The 12,880-nt window shown below is 66.6% G+C and carries 18 protein-coding genes; 6 read left to right on the plus strand and 12 right to left on the minus strand.

Going from position 1 to position 12,880, the window contains the following annotated elements:
• The first annotated feature begins 157 nt into the window (after window positions 1–157).
• The 3 genes from bamE to EJI00_RS03860 all read left to right on the plus strand — a co-directional run bounded on the left by bamE (window position 158) and on the right by EJI00_RS03860 (window position 1,795).
• On the plus strand, window positions 158–766 hold the full coding sequence (gene bamE, locus EJI00_RS03850; protein ID WP_126746151.1) for an outer membrane protein assembly factor BamE: 609 nt from the start codon (window positions 158–160) through the stop codon (window positions 764–766).
• A 143-nt stretch (window positions 767–909) separates the two neighbouring features.
• Complete coding sequence (locus EJI00_RS03855) at window positions 910–1,338, plus strand: CBS domain-containing protein (protein ID WP_126746152.1); 429 nt, start codon at window positions 910–912, stop codon at window positions 1,336–1,338.
• A gap of 97 nt (window positions 1,339–1,435) precedes the next feature.
• A complete protein-coding gene (locus tag EJI00_RS03860) occupies window positions 1,436–1,795 on the plus strand; it encodes an HPF/RaiA family ribosome-associated protein (RefSeq protein ID WP_126746153.1) in 360 nt (119 codons plus the stop codon).
• 19 nt (window positions 1,796–1,814) lie between these two features.
• Here the strand turns inward: EJI00_RS03860 and EJI00_RS03865 are convergent, their stop codons facing one another.
• The 6 genes from EJI00_RS03865 to EJI00_RS03890 form a co-directional block, all read right to left on the minus strand.
• A complete protein-coding gene (locus tag EJI00_RS03865) occupies window positions 1,815–2,270 on the minus strand; it encodes a MerR family transcriptional regulator (RefSeq protein ID WP_126746154.1) in 456 nt (151 codons plus the stop codon).
• Window positions 2,260–2,685 (minus strand): nuclear transport factor 2 family protein, encoded by a 426-nt coding sequence (locus tag EJI00_RS03870; protein WP_126746155.1) that lies wholly within the window; start codon window positions 2,683–2,685, stop codon window positions 2,260–2,262. Before EJI00_RS03870 ends, EJI00_RS03865 begins: the two co-directional genes overlap by 11 nt.
• 99 nt (window positions 2,686–2,784) lie before the next feature.
• Complete coding sequence (locus EJI00_RS03875) at window positions 2,785–3,708, minus strand: SDR family NAD(P)-dependent oxidoreductase (RefSeq protein WP_126746156.1); 924 nt, start codon at window positions 3,706–3,708, stop codon at window positions 2,785–2,787.
• A gap of 113 nt (window positions 3,709–3,821) precedes the next feature.
• On the minus strand, window positions 3,822–4,202 hold the full coding sequence (locus EJI00_RS03880; RefSeq protein WP_126746157.1) for a response regulator transcription factor: 381 nt from the start codon (window positions 4,200–4,202) through the stop codon (window positions 3,822–3,824).
• A gap of 193 nt (window positions 4,203–4,395) precedes the next feature.
• A complete protein-coding gene (gene gshA, locus EJI00_RS03885) occupies window positions 4,396–5,952 on the minus strand; it encodes a glutamate--cysteine ligase (RefSeq protein ID WP_126746158.1) in 1,557 nt (518 codons plus the stop codon).
• 183 nt (window positions 5,953–6,135) lie between these two features.
• Window positions 6,136–6,801 (minus strand): alpha/beta hydrolase, encoded by a 666-nt coding sequence (locus tag EJI00_RS03890; RefSeq protein WP_126746159.1) that lies wholly within the window; start codon window positions 6,799–6,801, stop codon window positions 6,136–6,138.
• Between the two features lie 108 nt (window positions 6,802–6,909).
• On the opposite strand from EJI00_RS03890, the gene EJI00_RS03895 reads away from it, so the two are divergent.
• Window positions 6,910–7,374 (plus strand): Fur family transcriptional regulator, encoded by a 465-nt coding sequence (locus EJI00_RS03895; RefSeq protein WP_126746160.1) that lies wholly within the window; start codon window positions 6,910–6,912, stop codon window positions 7,372–7,374.
• 17 nt (window positions 7,375–7,391) lie between these two features.
• Here the strand turns inward: EJI00_RS03895 and zigA are convergent, their stop codons facing one another.
• Complete coding sequence (zigA, locus tag EJI00_RS03900) at window positions 7,392–8,585, minus strand: zinc metallochaperone GTPase ZigA (protein WP_126746161.1); 1,194 nt, start codon at window positions 8,583–8,585, stop codon at window positions 7,392–7,394.
• A gap of 110 nt (window positions 8,586–8,695) precedes the next feature.
• On the opposite strand from zigA, the gene EJI00_RS03905 reads away from it, so the two are divergent.
• The gene (locus EJI00_RS03905) at window positions 8,696–9,355 is read left to right on the plus strand and encodes a glutathione S-transferase (protein WP_126746162.1); all 660 of its coding nucleotides are present in this window, start codon (window positions 8,696–8,698) and stop codon (window positions 9,353–9,355) included.
• Here the strand turns inward: EJI00_RS03905 and EJI00_RS03910 are convergent, their stop codons facing one another.
• The 3 genes from EJI00_RS03910 to EJI00_RS03920 all read right to left on the minus strand — a co-directional run bounded on the left by EJI00_RS03910 (window position 9,356) and on the right by EJI00_RS03920 (window position 11,035).
• A complete protein-coding gene (locus EJI00_RS03910) occupies window positions 9,356–10,153 on the minus strand; it encodes an enoyl-CoA hydratase/isomerase family protein (protein WP_126746163.1) in 798 nt (265 codons plus the stop codon).
• A 59-nt stretch (window positions 10,154–10,212) separates the two neighbouring features.
• On the minus strand, window positions 10,213–10,635 hold the full coding sequence (locus EJI00_RS03915; RefSeq protein ID WP_126746164.1) for a hypothetical protein: 423 nt from the start codon (window positions 10,633–10,635) through the stop codon (window positions 10,213–10,215).
• A 127-nt stretch (window positions 10,636–10,762) separates the two neighbouring features.
• Window positions 10,763–11,035 carry a DUF2164 domain-containing protein gene (locus tag EJI00_RS03920; protein WP_126746165.1) on the minus strand — a complete coding sequence of 91 codons (273 nt, stop codon included), beginning with the start codon at window positions 11,033–11,035 and terminating at the stop codon, window positions 10,763–10,765.
• Between the two features lie 95 nt (window positions 11,036–11,130).
• Here EJI00_RS03920 and EJI00_RS03925 point away from each other — a divergent pair, with 95 nt between their 5' ends.
• Window positions 11,131–11,337 carry a hypothetical protein gene (locus tag EJI00_RS03925; RefSeq protein ID WP_126746166.1) on the plus strand — a complete coding sequence of 69 codons (207 nt, stop codon included), beginning with the start codon at window positions 11,131–11,133 and terminating at the stop codon, window positions 11,335–11,337.
• A gap of 19 nt (window positions 11,338–11,356) precedes the next feature.
• Here the strand turns inward: EJI00_RS03925 and EJI00_RS03930 are convergent, their stop codons facing one another.
• Both EJI00_RS03930 and EJI00_RS03935 read right to left on the minus strand, forming a co-directional pair.
• On the minus strand, window positions 11,357–12,256 hold the full coding sequence (locus tag EJI00_RS03930) for a DUF808 domain-containing protein (protein WP_126746167.1): 900 nt from the start codon (window positions 12,254–12,256) through the stop codon (window positions 11,357–11,359).
• A gap of 84 nt (window positions 12,257–12,340) precedes the next feature.
• Entirely contained in the window at window positions 12,341–12,859 is a 519-nt protein-coding gene (locus EJI00_RS03935; protein ID WP_126746168.1) for a GNAT family N-acetyltransferase, read from the minus strand.
• Window positions 12,860–12,880: the final 21 nt, after the last annotated feature.

A 12,880-nucleotide genomic window follows, 5' to 3' on the forward strand; every position in this document is an offset into this window, starting at 1 on the left:
CGGGTGCGCATTGTCGACGGGGAACGTGCGGCAGATCACACCGCTACATTTTCCATAGCTGCAGGCGGCCATTTTGCCTGCGCTGCGGCGCGGCGCGCCCCTAGAATCCGCGCGCTGCACCTGCAGCCGCTTTCAAATAATCATCCGAGGGAAATCCATGCTCAAGCGCCTTGCCGCTGCCGCCCTGCTGGCAGCCACCGTTGGTTCCGCGACAGTCGCAACCGTTGCCCATGCCCAGCGCCCCACGCCGCCGCAGGGCCCGATGATCGACGGCTACCTGTGCTGCAACATGCGCACCTACGGCAGCTCCATCAGCGACATCAACTACGACGAGCAAGGCACGAGCATCGTGGCCGTGGGCACGCCGGCCCGCATCACGGCCTACGACATGCGCTGGTTCAGCGCCGACCTGGCCGGCAAGCCGCAGCGCATCAAGAACGACTACAGCCGCAACATCACGTTGATCGACTTTGCCAGGCGTTACGTCGTGACCGAAGACCCCAAGCAGAAGATGGCGGCCTTTCCGCCCGCGATCCGCAATGCCATCCTTTCCGTGAAGGTGATGCCCGGCATGACGCGCGAGCAGGTGCTGATGGCCGTCGGCTACCCCGTTGCGGCCGAGAACCCCAGCCTCGACGCACCCACGTGGCGCTACTGGCGCGACAGCTGGTCCGAGTACCAGGTCAACTTCGACGAGAAGGGCCTGGTCAAGTCGGTGATCGGCGACCCGGTGGCGCTCAGCCGCGTGCTGGCACCAACACCTTAGTTCGCGTTGGCGCGCGTCTCGGCGAGACACGTGCAATCCATTAGATGTTTTGCATCGCGGGGGGCTGTTCCGCCCCTATCATTTGACTGAACGCGGCGCATCGGCGCGTCGGTCGAATTGAAACTTTTGATGGAGTTACCGCGATGAAACCCGTCTCCGAACTGCTCAAGCGCCACGACTCCGCGGCCTGGCGCACCTCGCCGGACGCCAGCGTGTTCGACGCGCTGGCCACCCTGGCGCATTTCGAAGTGGGCGCGCTCATGGTGATGGACGGCGAGAAGCTGGTGGGCTTTCTCTCCGAGCGCGACTACACCCGCAAGGTGGCGCTGCAGGGCAAGAACTCCAAGGAAATGAAGGTCTCGGAGATCATGACGCCCGACGTGATGACCGTGACCCCGCAAACCCGCACGCGCGCCTGCATGGCGCTCATGAGCCAGCGCAAGTTCCGCCACCTGCCGGTGGTCGACGGCGACAAGGTGGTCGGAATGATCTCCATCCAGGACTTGATGGACGACATCATTGCCGACCACGAAGTGACCATCGCGCAGCTCACGACCTATATCCAGAGTTGATCCCATGCCTGCCCCAAGGTGGGGAACACGCCTACGCGCGCCCGGCCTGTTTAGGGCGCACAGTAGGGGCTCGTTCATCCATCAGCAGGAACACGGCATGCAGATTCAGGTCAACACGAGCAACGGTGTCAACAACAAGGACGCGCTGGAGCGCTGGGCCGATACGGAGATCAAGCAACAGCTGAGCCGCTTCGTCGACGACGTGACGCGCGTCGAAGTGCATCTGAGCGACGAAAACCACGACAAGGCCGGTGCGGGCAACAAGTGCTGCGTGATGGAAGCACGGCTTGCGCACCACCAGCCGCTGGCCGTGACGCAATACGCCACCACCCTGGACGAAGCCTTTCGCGGCGCGGCCGAAAAGCTCAAGCGCCTGCTCGACAACACGCTGGGCCGGCTGAACAACCACCGCGACCGCGACTCGATCCGCAAGGACGCGGGCTTTATCGCGGAGTAGCTCCGGCAAGCGCCCGTGCTCACCGCCGGGTGCGGGGCTTCCGCGCGGGAGCCTTGGGGCCGGGTGTCTCGACCGGAATCAACGGCGGGCGGTGGCCCGTGTGCATCCACTCGTCGTAGAAGTCGATCTTGCGGTCGACCAGCGACAAGGCGCGCTTCCACTCGGCAATGGTTTCGGTCACGCGCGCGCGGTGCGCCGCGAGCAGGTCGCGCCGCTGCGGCAGCGTGGTCTTGCCCTGCAGCGCGAGCGCGGTGTATTCCCGCATCTCGGCAATGGTCATGCCGGTGCGGCGCAGCCGGTCCATCAGGTCGAGCCAGCCCACGTGCAACTCGCCGTAGAGGCGCCGGCCGCCCTCGTCGCGCGAAACGCCGGGCACGAGGCCTTGCGCCTCGTACCAGCGAATGGCGTGCACCGTGCGGCCGGTGCGCGTGGCAAGCTCGCCGATGTGGAACGGGGTGCCGCCGTCAGCCGGCATGGGCGGCGGCGGACGGCGCCTGCAGCGCCTCCTGCACCAGTGCGGTGTCGAAGTACTCGGTCAGTTCCTTCACCTTGCCTCCTTCGAGTCGATAGACGTAGCAATAGCGGTTGTTGTAGCGCTTGCCGGCCTTGGTGGGCACGTCGCCGCTGAACAGCACCACCACCCGGTCGTCTTCGGCAATGATGCGCTCGGTCTTGCTCCGGTAGGGGCCCGCGAACTGCGCGAACAGCGGCTTGATCAGCTCTTCGCGGATGGCCGCCTTGCCCGCATAGGTGCGCGACCAGGGCGTGGTGCCTTCCAGCGTCCAGGCGGCATCGTCGGCCAGGCTGTCGATGAAGAGCTGGCCGTTGCCCTCGTCCAGCGCGGCATGGATGCGCTGCACCAGCGCCTTGTTGTCTGTCGTCGTGTTCATGGCTGCATTTCCTCGTGGAATGAATGAACCGGAAGTCCCGGTGAATTCATTGGAAATGCTCGAGTGCACTCCAGGTCAAGCGCCGTGAACGGGTTTGCGTCAGCCCTTGTTCGCGTTGGCCATGGCCTTGCCCACTTCGTTGCTGCCCTGGGCCGAACCGCTCTGGGGCACGATCTCGCCCTCGCGCGAGGTCACCTCGGCAAGCCGCGCGGCCAGTTGCTCGGGCGTGTCCGCGCCGATGCCCAGCCAGGCGCCTTGCGTAAGGGTGATGTGCGCGGCCTCGAAGGTGCCTGCGCCAGCGCAAAGAATGGTGCGATTCGGCGCGTCGCCGGAGGCCAGCACCAGCATGGCGGGCACCACCGCCTCGGGCTTGAGGGCGTCGAGCACGTCCTGCGGCATCAGGCCCTCGGTCATCCGCGTGGCCGCGGTGGGCGCGAGGCAATTGACACGGATGTCGTTCTTGGCGCCTTCGATGCTCAGCGTTTGCATGAGCCCGACGAGCGCGAGCTTGGCGGCGCCGTAGTTGCTCTGGCCGAAGTTGCCGTACAGGCCCGAAGACGAAGTGGTCATCACGATGCGGCCGTACTTCTGCTCGTTCATGAGCGCCCAGACGGCCTTGGTGCAGTTCACCGCGCCCATCAGGTGCACGTCGACCACCAGCTTGAAGTCGGCGAGGTCCATCTTGGCAAAGCTCTTGTCGCGCAGGATGCCGGCGTTGTTGACCAGGATGTCGACACGGCCCCAGGCATCGACGGCCTGCTGCACCATGGCCTGCACCGCGTCGAAGTCGGTCACCGAGGCGCCGTTGGCCATGGCCTCGCCACCGGCGGCCTTGATTTCGTTGACCACGGCTTGCGCGGCGCTCACCGAGCCGCCCGAGCCGTCGGCCGCGCCGCCCAGGTCGTTGACCACCACCTTGGCGCCGCGCGCCGCCAGGGCCAGCGCATGCTGCCGGCCGAGGCCGCCGCCGGCGCCGGTCACGATGGCCACTCGGCCCTTGAAGTCGATGGTGCTTTGGGTCATCTCTTGCTCTCTGCTTTCTTTGCTTGGGGTGGGGTATGCGTATGGCCGCCGCGGGCGGCCGCGTGGCGTTTTACCCCAGAAAAGCACGTCGGCGCGAGCGGCCGCGCGCGCGCTCAGTCACGCGCGTGACGCAGCGTTTCGCAGTAAGCCACCAGCTGGTCGAGCTCGGCCGACTTGTCGAAGAAGGCATCGGCGCCCAGCTGGGCGGCGCGCTGGCGCATGTCGGAGGTGGCGTAGTTGCTCAGCACCACGACTTTCTGGCTGGCCATGCGGTCGCGGCAGGCTCTCACCACGCCCAGGCCGTTGCCGCGCTCCAGGAAAAGATCGACGATGGTCAGGTCCCAGTCGTTGCGATGCTGGCGCAGCCAGCGCACCGCCTCTTCCTCGCTGCTGGCGCAGGCGACCACCTCCGCATCGGCCACATCGTGCAGGAAGCCGACGAGGTTTTCACGGATGAGGGCGCTGTCCTCGACAAGATAGGCCTTGAAGCTCATGCCGGGATCTCCGGCTGCGCCACGGGCCGGAATACGAATCTGTTGCTGCTTGCGGGGTGCATGCTGCCCATGGTCTCCGGCGCGGCCCCGCGCGCGGTGAGTCATGCAGGCCAATGCCTGTAGGCCATAGGCGCCCGCGCCTGTCGTCAGGCGGGCTGCACCTTGGCTGAGACGCGTAGGACAGCCAGCCGGGTCAGGCCGCGACGGCCATCCGCCCACGGCCAAGCCCCAGGCGAGCCGGCGACACGTACTGCTCGCGGTAGATCTCGAACGGCATGGTGTCGGCGGCCTCGATGCGCTTTTGCTCCTGGATCGATTCCTCGGTCATGCGCTCGAACTCGGCCTGCTGCTCGGGCGGGAACGGCAGGGCCAGGAGCGCCGCGCGAGTCTGCTCGGACTGCGCGCGAATGAAGCCGATGAAGGAGTTGCCGTGGCGTTGCTCCACCGCCGCCAGAACGCGAGCCGAAGGCAGGCTGTCCGGGTTTTGCAGGGCGGCAAGCGCCGCTTGCACCGCGTCGGCATGGTGCGTGCCGCCGTTCGCGGCATCGAGCGCGGCGGCAATGGGCAGGCATTGCTCCACCAGTTCGATGCCCCAGTCGGCCAGTGCCACCTCGCGCCTGCCCCGCAGCAGGTGCAGGCCCGGCTCGCGCCCGCGCGCGGCGGTGAGGTGCTGGTTGTGGGCCAGCTCGGCAATTTCCTGCGGGGTGTCGGCCGGGCTGTCGCTCAGCAGGCACTGCAGCAGGAACACGTCGATGAAGCGCATCGTCTGCGCATTGATGCCCACCGGCTCGAAGGGGTCGAGGTCCATCAGCCGCACTTCGACATATTCGACGCCCCGCTCGCGCAGCGCATGCAGCGGGCGCTCGCCGGGGTTGATCACGCGCTTGGGGCGGATGGTGCCGTAGAACTCGTTCTCGATCTGCAGCAGGCTGGTGCCCAGCTGGTTGTAGTCGCCGCCGAGGTTGCGGATGCCGATGGCCTCGTAGGCCGGCCAGGGCCGCGTGAGCGCGTCCTGCAGCGAGGCGCCGTAGCCCTCCAGGCTGTTGTAGCTCACGGCCAGCGAGGCCTGGGCATCGCTCTGGTAGCCGAGCGGGCCCATGCGCAGCGACGTGCCGTGCGGCATGAACATGCTGCCGTCGCCCAGCGGCTGCAGCTCGTGCGGGCGGCCCGCGACAAAGCTCGAGCACAGCGCCGGCGATGCGCCGAACAGGTACAGCAGCAGGAAGGCGTGGCGCCGGAAGTTGCGGATGAGCGCGAAATACTGTTCGCTCGACACATCGGGCAGCGACCAGTTGTAGTGAATGCCCGAGATGGTTTGCATGCGCCGCCCATAGCGGTGGCTCAGGCCCATGCGGTAGACGCTCTTGGCGCGCCCCACATTCGAGGAGCCGTAGCGCCCGATGGGAATGGTTTCGTCGGTCGGCAGGCCGCAGGGCATGCTCGACACCCATAGCCGCTCGTCGCCGAGCGTGTCGAGCACGCGGTAGGTGAACTGGTGGACGCGGGTCAGCTCTTCGAGCGCGGATTCGACATCGGCATGCACGCCCGTGATGAGTTCGAGCTGCGATTCGCTGAAGTCGGTGGTGATGTGCGGATGAGTGAGCGCCGAGCCCAGTGCGGCGGGGTGCGGCGTGAGCGCAAGTTTGCCGTCCGGCAGCGCGCGCAGGCTTTCCTTCTCGATGCCCCGCCGCATCCCCTTCAACCGCGCGGCTGAGAGTGCACCCAACCTTTCCTGCAATCTGCTGCTCATATTGTTATACCCGTCGATCTTCTGAGGGGCTGGAAGGTAGCACGCCCGCGCGGGCACTGCTCGTGCAGGGAATCCCTCCTTCCGCTATGCTGGCCGCCGCTATCGTTTTGCTAGCAGAGTTCATGGAGCTTGCGCTTTTGGAGTGGCCGGATGGAAGGCTGGAGCCAGTCGCAGGCCGCCGCGTTATGCCGCCAGCACGCGCAGCAAAAACCGGTTCAGGTCGGCAATTTCTTCCATGCAGACCGAATGCGCCATCGGGTATTCATGCCACTCCACGGTGTAGCCCAGCGCGGTGAGCGCGTCGCGCGACATCAGCGCCCTGTCGAACGGCACCACCGGGTCTTGCCGGCCATGGGCCAGGAAAACCGGGGTTTCGTGATTGGCCGCATGGCGCTCCGCCGCGGTGGTGGCTGCAATGGGCAGATAGCCCGAGAGGCCGACGATGCCCGCCAGCCGCTCGGTATGGCGCAGGCCGGTCATCAGCGCCATGGCGCAGCCCTGGGAGAAACCGGCCACCACGATGCGCTCGGCCTTGATGCCGCGGGCTTTCTCGTTGGCAATGAGCAATTCGATCGCGGCTTGCGAGCGGCGCAGGCCCGCCTCGTCTTCGCGCGCGGCCAGGTCGGCCACCGCAATGTCGTACCACGCCGGCATCTGGTAGCCACCGTTGATGGTGACCGGGATCACCGGCGCATTCGGGAACACGAAGCGCACGGGCCCCACGCTCGACAGGTCGAGTTCGTTGGCAATCGGCACGAAGTCGTTTCCGTCGGCGCCAAGGCCATGCATCACGATCACCGTGGCGGTGGGATGGGGAGCGGTTTCGATTTCGATCGGGGAGCGGGACATGGTCGGTAGAAGGTATTCAGAGACGCCAAAAACCAGACCTTAGCGCATTCGGGCCAACCGGGGCGCGGGCTCACGGAATGCAACACAATGGCGGTTCACGCAAAACCCATGAGCCCACACCCAAAGCCCTCTCCCTCCACGGCATCAGGCAGCGAAGCCCTGCTGCGCAGCAGCGGCCTGCGCGTGACGCGCGCTGCACAAACCGTGCTGGACCTGCTGGAGCACGCGCCGCAGCCGCTCACGCACGACGACGTGGTTGCCGCCTACACCGGTGCCACCGGAGCCCCGCCCGACCGCGTGACGATCTACCGCGTGCTCGACCGCCTGGTCGAGGCCGGCCTGTGCGACCGCCGCGTGGGCGCGGACCGCATCAACCGCTTTGCGCGCCACGTGGAAGCCGCTTCGGGCAACATCTTCGAGTGCGACCAATGCCACAAGGTGCTGGCGCTGCCTTCCGACCCCGAACTGCCCAAGGTGATGAGCCGGCTCGGCCGCGAGCTGCGCAAGCAAGGCATCGACACGCGCCACACCGCGCTCACGCTGCACGGCACCTGCGGGGATTGCAGGGGCTGAGCGTCGCCTCGGGACGGCTACACGTTCCAGGACGGAAAAGGGTCCGGAAGGTTGGCCCACCACGAAGCGCCGTAGCGCATTTCGCTCTCCGTCAGCAGGCAGGCATCGAGCCGCGCGCGCAGGTCGGCTTCGTCCATTCCAATGCCGATCAGCACCAGCTCCTGCCGCGCATCGCCGGTGGCGGGATCCCAGTTCTTTCGGATGATCTCCAACGCTTCTTCATCGGCAGGCCAGTGTTCGCGCGGCACCGCGGCCCACCACAGGCCGGCCACGCCGTAGCGGCAGGCGCCACCCGCCTGCGACCATGAGCCCGCGCGCGTGGCCCGGCTTGCGAGCCAGAAGAATCCCTTGGAGCGCACCACGCCCTCCCACTCGGTTTGCACCAGGTCCCAGAAGCGCTGCGGATGAAACGGCAGCCGCGCGCGGTACACGAAGCTGCGAATGCCGTAGGTGTCGCTCTCCGCCGGGTGCTCGCCGCGCAGCTCGGCCAGCCAGCCGGGCGCCTGTTCGGCCTGATCGAAATCGAACAGGCCCGTGTCCAGCACGCGGTCGAGCGCGACGCGGCCGAACTCCGATGTCTCGATGCGCGCACGCGGGTTGAGGCTGCGCAGAATGGCCATCAGCCGGCCGCGCTCTTCGGCGGTGACCAGGTCGGTCTTGTTGACCACCAGCACGTCGCAGAACTCGATCTGCTCGATCAGCAGGTCGACCACGGTGCGCGTGTCTTCATCGCCGAGCGACTGGCCGCGCTGGCCCAGGCTGTCGGGCGAGCCGTAGTCGCGCAGGAAGTTGAAGGCGTCGACCACCGTCACCATGGTGTCCAGGCGCGCCACATCGGCCAGGCTCTTGCCGTCCTCGCCCGCAAAGGTGAAGGTCTCGGCCACTGGCAGCGGCTCCGAGATGCCGGTCGATTCGATCACGAGCTGGTCGAAGCGCCCTTCCTTCGCGAGCCGGCCCACCTCGATGAGCAGGTCTTCGCGCAGCGTGCAGCAGATGCAGCCGTTGCTCATCTCGACCAGCTTCTCGTCGGTGCGCGAAAGCTGGGCGCCGCCGTTTCGCACCAGGGCCGCGTCGATGTTGACCTCGCTCATGTCGTTGACGATGACCGCCACGCGCCGCCCCTCGCGGTTGTGCAGGATGTGGTTGAGCAGCGTGGTCTTGCCGGCGCCGAGAAAGCCGGACAGCACGGTAACGGGAAGGCGTTGGTTCATGGGCGTGGCTTTATATGCAACAGAATTGCATTATATGAATCAATGCAACCATGTTGCGTTTATCCCATGCAGCAATTCTCCGCCCGGCCCCGCATAGACTCTTGCGTCAGATGCAGCACTTGAGCCTTCCCGTTCTCTACAGCTTTCGCCGTTGTCCGTACGCAATGCGCGCCCGCCTGGCGCTGGCCGCCAGCGGCGAGCCGTGCGAGCTGCGCGAAGTGGTCTTGAAGAACAAGCCCGCCGAGATGCTCGCCGCGTCGCCCAAGGGCACGGTGCCCGTGCTGGTGCTGCCCGGCGCTACGGTGCTCGAACAAAGCCTCGACATCATGCTGTGGGCCCTGCGCCGCAACGACCCGCTGCGCTGGCTCGAGCCCGAGGCGGGCACGCTGGACGACATGCTCGCGCTCATCGCCACCTGCGACAACGACTTCAAGCCGCAGCTCGACCGCTACAAATACCCAGGACGGTTCAGCGAACTACCCGAGAACGCATGCGAAAGCGGCTCGCAATTTCTGTTGCGGCTCGAGGCAATGCTTGCCGCGGGTTCGGGCCAGCTTTTCGGCGCGCGAGCCACGTTGGCCGATGCCGCCGTCATGCCCTTCGTGCGGCAGTTCGCAATGGTCGATCCTGCATGGCTCGAAAGCCAGCCCTGGCCACAGCTGCGCAGCTGGCTCGCGGGTTGGACCGGGTCGCAGCTGTTCGAGCGCGCGATGAGGAAGTACGAGCCGTGGGTATCGAGCTCGGCCGGCGTCGCCTACCCGCCGGCTTGATCAGCCGAAATTCGGTGCCCGCCGTTCGCGCAGCGAGGCCACGCCCTCGCGCACGTCGGCGCCGGCAAAGCCTATGAATTCGAGCGCCAGCGAGGCGTCGAAGGTTGGCCCGGCCTGGCGCAGCCAGTTGTTGAGCGCGTACTTGGTGAGGCGAATCGCGCTCTGGCTGCCGGCTGCGAGCCGGTCGGCCACTTCGTAGGCGCGCGGCAGCAGGTCGGCCTCGTCCACCGCGAGCGACACCAGGCCGATGCGCTCGGCCTCCTCGCCGCTCACCGGCTCGCACAGCAGCAGGTGGTACTTGGCCTTGGCCATGCCGCACAAGAGCGGCCAGACGATGGCCGCGTGGTCGCCCGCCGCCACGCCCAGGCGCGTATGGCCGTCGACGATTTTCGCGCCTTTGCTCGCAATGGAAATATCGGCCAGCAGCCCCGCCACCAGCCCGGCGCCCACGGCCGGGCCGTGCATGGCGCTGACGATCGGCTTGTCGCAGTTGATGATGTTGTAGACGAGGTCGCGCGCTTCTTTCCATACCCGCTGGCGCACAGCGTCGTCGGTGGTCATGTCCTGCACCATGGCCAGGTCGCCGCCGCCGGAAAAGCCCAGCCCTTCGCCCCGCAGCACCGCGCAGCGCACCGTGTCGTCGGCCGCCACGTTGCGCCAGATTTCGGCAAGCTCGCGGTGGCCGTCATGGCCGGCCGTCGGCAGCTTGCCGTTGGCCGCGCGCATCTGGATGTCGAGCACCGCATCGTGGATGCCGCGGCGGGTGATGGCAAGGGTCTGGTAGCGGGTGTAGTCCATGCGTGTCTCCGCCCCGCATGCGTGCGGGGGATGTTCTTTTGCGTCGAAAGACGGGAACGCTATTTTCGCGCGGCAAGCTCGCGGCAGCGCTGCACGTTGGCTTCGAAGCGCGGTGCCAGCCCGGGCTCGCACACGTCGCCCGAGGGGTTGAGCTTGCACATGCCGACCACCGCATAGTCCATCACGGCCTCGGTGCACATCGGGTACTTCGCCAGGTCGGGGTTGGCCTGGGCCTTGAAGCCCCAGCGCTCGGAGAACTGCACCACGCGGGCGGTGGCGCCGTGGAAGAAGCTGCGGTCGCGGGCCGCGATGGCGGCCTCCATGCGGGGCAGTTCCTCGTTGAGATAGCCCACGGCTTCCAGCGGGAAACCCGAAGGATCAGGCTGTGCGGCGGCAAGGGTCGCGGCCAGCGCAAGCGGCACGGCGGCGAAGCTGCGCAGCAGCGAAAACCTGGAGAAGATGGGCGCGCGGTTGTATTGCATGGGTTCCCATTTTGCAGCGGCGGCGTAACCATGTGTATGTTCACTGAAAGCCCGGCCTCAGCATGCTGCGCCCGCGTCGTCCCTGCACAACGCCCGCTGGCGCATTCGCTCGCTCCAGACGCCCCGGTCACTTGCCCTTTTTCTGCCGGTCGAACTTGCGCCAGTACTGGAATTCATCCTCGTGCACTTCGAGGTCGACCTCCGAGATGCGAGCCTGGAGGCGCTCCTGCACGTCGGCCACCGCCTTGTTGTAGACGATGGGCCCGACCTCCTCGAGAAAGAAACCGAGCAGCGCGCCGGCGGCGATGTTCCCGATCGGCTCTTCCATGTTCTCGCGGAAGTAGCGCTCGATCGATGCGATGGCTTGCTGCCGTGCTTCCTTGGCGATCTCGATGGTCATGCGGTTCCTTGGAGGTTTTGCCGTTCGATTCTGCAGCGCATTCGTCTTGCGACAATGGCGCACCTGCCGATCTTCACCAGCGACTCCACGACACCATGGCTTCAAGACAACTCCGCACGCTCGAACGCGGCATTCTTTGCGTATTGATCGGTGCCGCCGTGCTGCTGGGGCCGCGCTTCCTGCAAGGCACGCGGTGGTTCGAGATGGTGGCGGGCGCGTCGGTGGTCGGCTGGTTCGCCCTTGCGCTGGGCGTGGCGCTGATCGTGGTCGACCTGGTGCAGCGCGCCAAGGCGCGGCGTTAGTAAAAATGCCGCGCCGCGCTCAGCGGCGGAGCTTCTTGATGAGTTCGACCACCGCAAGCACCACGGCGCCGGCAACAAGGCCGACACCCGCGTTCACGCCCATCGATCCGAGCGCGCCGAACACACCGCCGGTGGCTTCGGCCCAGTGTTCGACCGCATGGCCGAATGCGGGAACGCCGTGCACCAGGATGCCGCCGCCCACGAGGAACATGGCGGCGGTGCCCGCAATCGACAGCCCCTTCATGAGCCAGGGCGCCGCAACCAGAATGCCGCGGCCCAGGGCCTGCGCGGCCTTGCTGGCCTGCTGGCTCAGGTAAAGGCCCGCGTCGTCGAGCTTCACGATGCCGGCCACCAGGCCGTAGACACCGACGGTCATGATCAGCGCAATGCCCGCGAGCACCGTGAACTGCGTGACGAAGGGCTGGCCCTGAACAGTGCCCAGCGTGATGGCGATGATTTCCGCCGAAAGAATGAAGTCGGTGCGCACCGCGCCCTTGATCTTGTCCTTCTCGACGGCGACCACATCGATGGTCTCGTCGGCCACCGCCCGCTCGTGGCGCGCGGTGTCAGCCTCGTGCTCCTGCTTGTGCAGGAACTTGTGGGCCAGCTTCTCGCAGCCTTCGAAGCAGAGGAACGCACCACCGATCATCAGCAGCGGCGTGACGAGCCACGGCAACCAGGTGCCGATGGCCAGCGCCGCGGGCACCAGGATGAGCTTGTTGACGAACGAGCCCTTGCACACCGCCCAGACCACCGGCAGCTCGCGGTCGGCCTTGACGCCCGAGACCTGCTGCGCATTGAGCGCGAGGTCGTCGCCCAGAACGCCGGCCGTTTTCTTGGCGGCTACCTTGGTGAGGATCGAGACGTCGTCCAGAACGGTGGCGATGTCGTCGAGCAGCAGAAGCAGGCTGGTGGCCATGGCAATGGTCGGTGTAAAAAAAGAATCGGCGAGCTTAGCCGCAACCGCGGCCCTCGCCGGCAATACCCGTACGCGGCAGGCGCGTCAGACGACGTTGCGCTTGAGGCGGATTTCTTCGACGCGCACCGTGCCGAGCGCCGTGGTCTTGGCGGTCTTCATTTCGCGCTTGAAACCGGCGAGCTCGAAAAAGCGCATGGCGCGGTCGTTGCGAATCGGCACCCACGCGGTCACGGTGGTGCAGCCTTCTTCTTCGAGGCCCTCGCGCGCGGCGTCCCAGAGCGCCACGCCGAGGCCCTTGCCCCAATGCTCGGGCTTGACATGAAGGGCCCAGATCTCGCCTGCGGTGGAAGGCGTCTTGGGATCGCGCGAGCGGTCAAAGCCGACGAAGCCGACGATCTCGCCGCCCAGCACCGCAACCTGCACCTGCGGCTCGCTGAACTCGATGGCTTCGCGCCACTTGGCTTCGCGGGTGGCGGGGGCCAGCGTGCGCAGCTCTTCCTCGGGCAGGATGCCCTGGTAGGCAGCCTGGGCGGCCAGGGTGTGGACTTCGGCGACGGCCTTGGCGTCGCGCATCGTGGCGGGGCGAACTTCGTAATCTGACATGAATGCGGAAAATCAAATGGA

Source organism: Variovorax sp. DXTD-1, assembly GCF_003984625.1.
Lineage (GTDB): Bacteria > Pseudomonadota > Gammaproteobacteria > Burkholderiales > Burkholderiaceae_C > Variovorax.

What these genes read in the sequence shown, in the direction of transcription:
- EJI00_RS03890 (WP_126746159.1), bottom strand. Translation starts at nt 6,801, where the DNA reads ATGTCCCGCTCCCCGATCGAAATCGAAACCGCTCCCCATCCCACCGCC.
- EJI00_RS03855 (WP_126746152.1), top strand. Translation starts at nt 910, where the DNA reads ATGAAACCCGTCTCCGAACTGCTCAAGCGCCACGACTCCGCGGCCTGG.
- EJI00_RS03920 (WP_126746165.1), bottom strand. Translation starts at nt 11,035, where the DNA reads ATGACCATCGAGATCGCCAAGGAAGCACGGCAGCAAGCCATCGCATCG.
- EJI00_RS03870 (WP_126746155.1), bottom strand. Translation starts at nt 2,685, where the DNA reads ATGAACACGACGACAGACAACAAGGCGCTGGTGCAGCGCATCCATGCC.
- bamE (WP_126746151.1), top strand. Translation starts at nt 158, where the DNA reads ATGCTCAAGCGCCTTGCCGCTGCCGCCCTGCTGGCAGCCACCGTTGGT.
- EJI00_RS03865 (WP_126746154.1), bottom strand. Translation starts at nt 2,270, where the DNA reads ATGCCGGCTGACGGCGGCACCCCGTTCCACATCGGCGAGCTTGCCACG.
- EJI00_RS03935 (WP_126746168.1), bottom strand. Translation starts at nt 12,859, where the DNA reads ATGTCAGATTACGAAGTTCGCCCCGCCACGATGCGCGACGCCAAGGCC.
- EJI00_RS03880 (WP_126746157.1), bottom strand. Translation starts at nt 4,202, where the DNA reads ATGAGCTTCAAGGCCTATCTTGTCGAGGACAGCGCCCTCATCCGTGAA.
- gshA (WP_126746158.1), bottom strand. Translation starts at nt 5,952, where the DNA reads ATGAGCAGCAGATTGCAGGAAAGGTTGGGTGCACTCTCAGCCGCGCGG.
- EJI00_RS03930 (WP_126746167.1), bottom strand. Translation starts at nt 12,256, where the DNA reads ATGGCCACCAGCCTGCTTCTGCTGCTCGACGACATCGCCACCGTTCTG.
- EJI00_RS03925 (WP_126746166.1), top strand. Translation starts at nt 11,131, where the DNA reads ATGGCTTCAAGACAACTCCGCACGCTCGAACGCGGCATTCTTTGCGTA.
- zigA (WP_126746161.1), bottom strand. Translation starts at nt 8,585, where the DNA reads ATGAACCAACGCCTTCCCGTTACCGTGCTGTCCGGCTTTCTCGGCGCC.
- EJI00_RS03910 (WP_126746163.1), bottom strand. Translation starts at nt 10,153, where the DNA reads ATGGACTACACCCGCTACCAGACCCTTGCCATCACCCGCCGCGGCATC.
- EJI00_RS03860 (WP_126746153.1), top strand. Translation starts at nt 1,436, where the DNA reads ATGCAGATTCAGGTCAACACGAGCAACGGTGTCAACAACAAGGACGCG.
- EJI00_RS03875 (WP_126746156.1), bottom strand. Translation starts at nt 3,708, where the DNA reads ATGACCCAAAGCACCATCGACTTCAAGGGCCGAGTGGCCATCGTGACC.
- EJI00_RS03915 (WP_126746164.1), bottom strand. Translation starts at nt 10,635, where the DNA reads ATGCAATACAACCGCGCGCCCATCTTCTCCAGGTTTTCGCTGCTGCGC.
- EJI00_RS03905 (WP_126746162.1), top strand. Translation starts at nt 8,696, where the DNA reads ATGCAGCACTTGAGCCTTCCCGTTCTCTACAGCTTTCGCCGTTGTCCG.
- EJI00_RS03895 (WP_126746160.1), top strand. Translation starts at nt 6,910, where the DNA reads ATGAGCCCACACCCAAAGCCCTCTCCCTCCACGGCATCAGGCAGCGAA.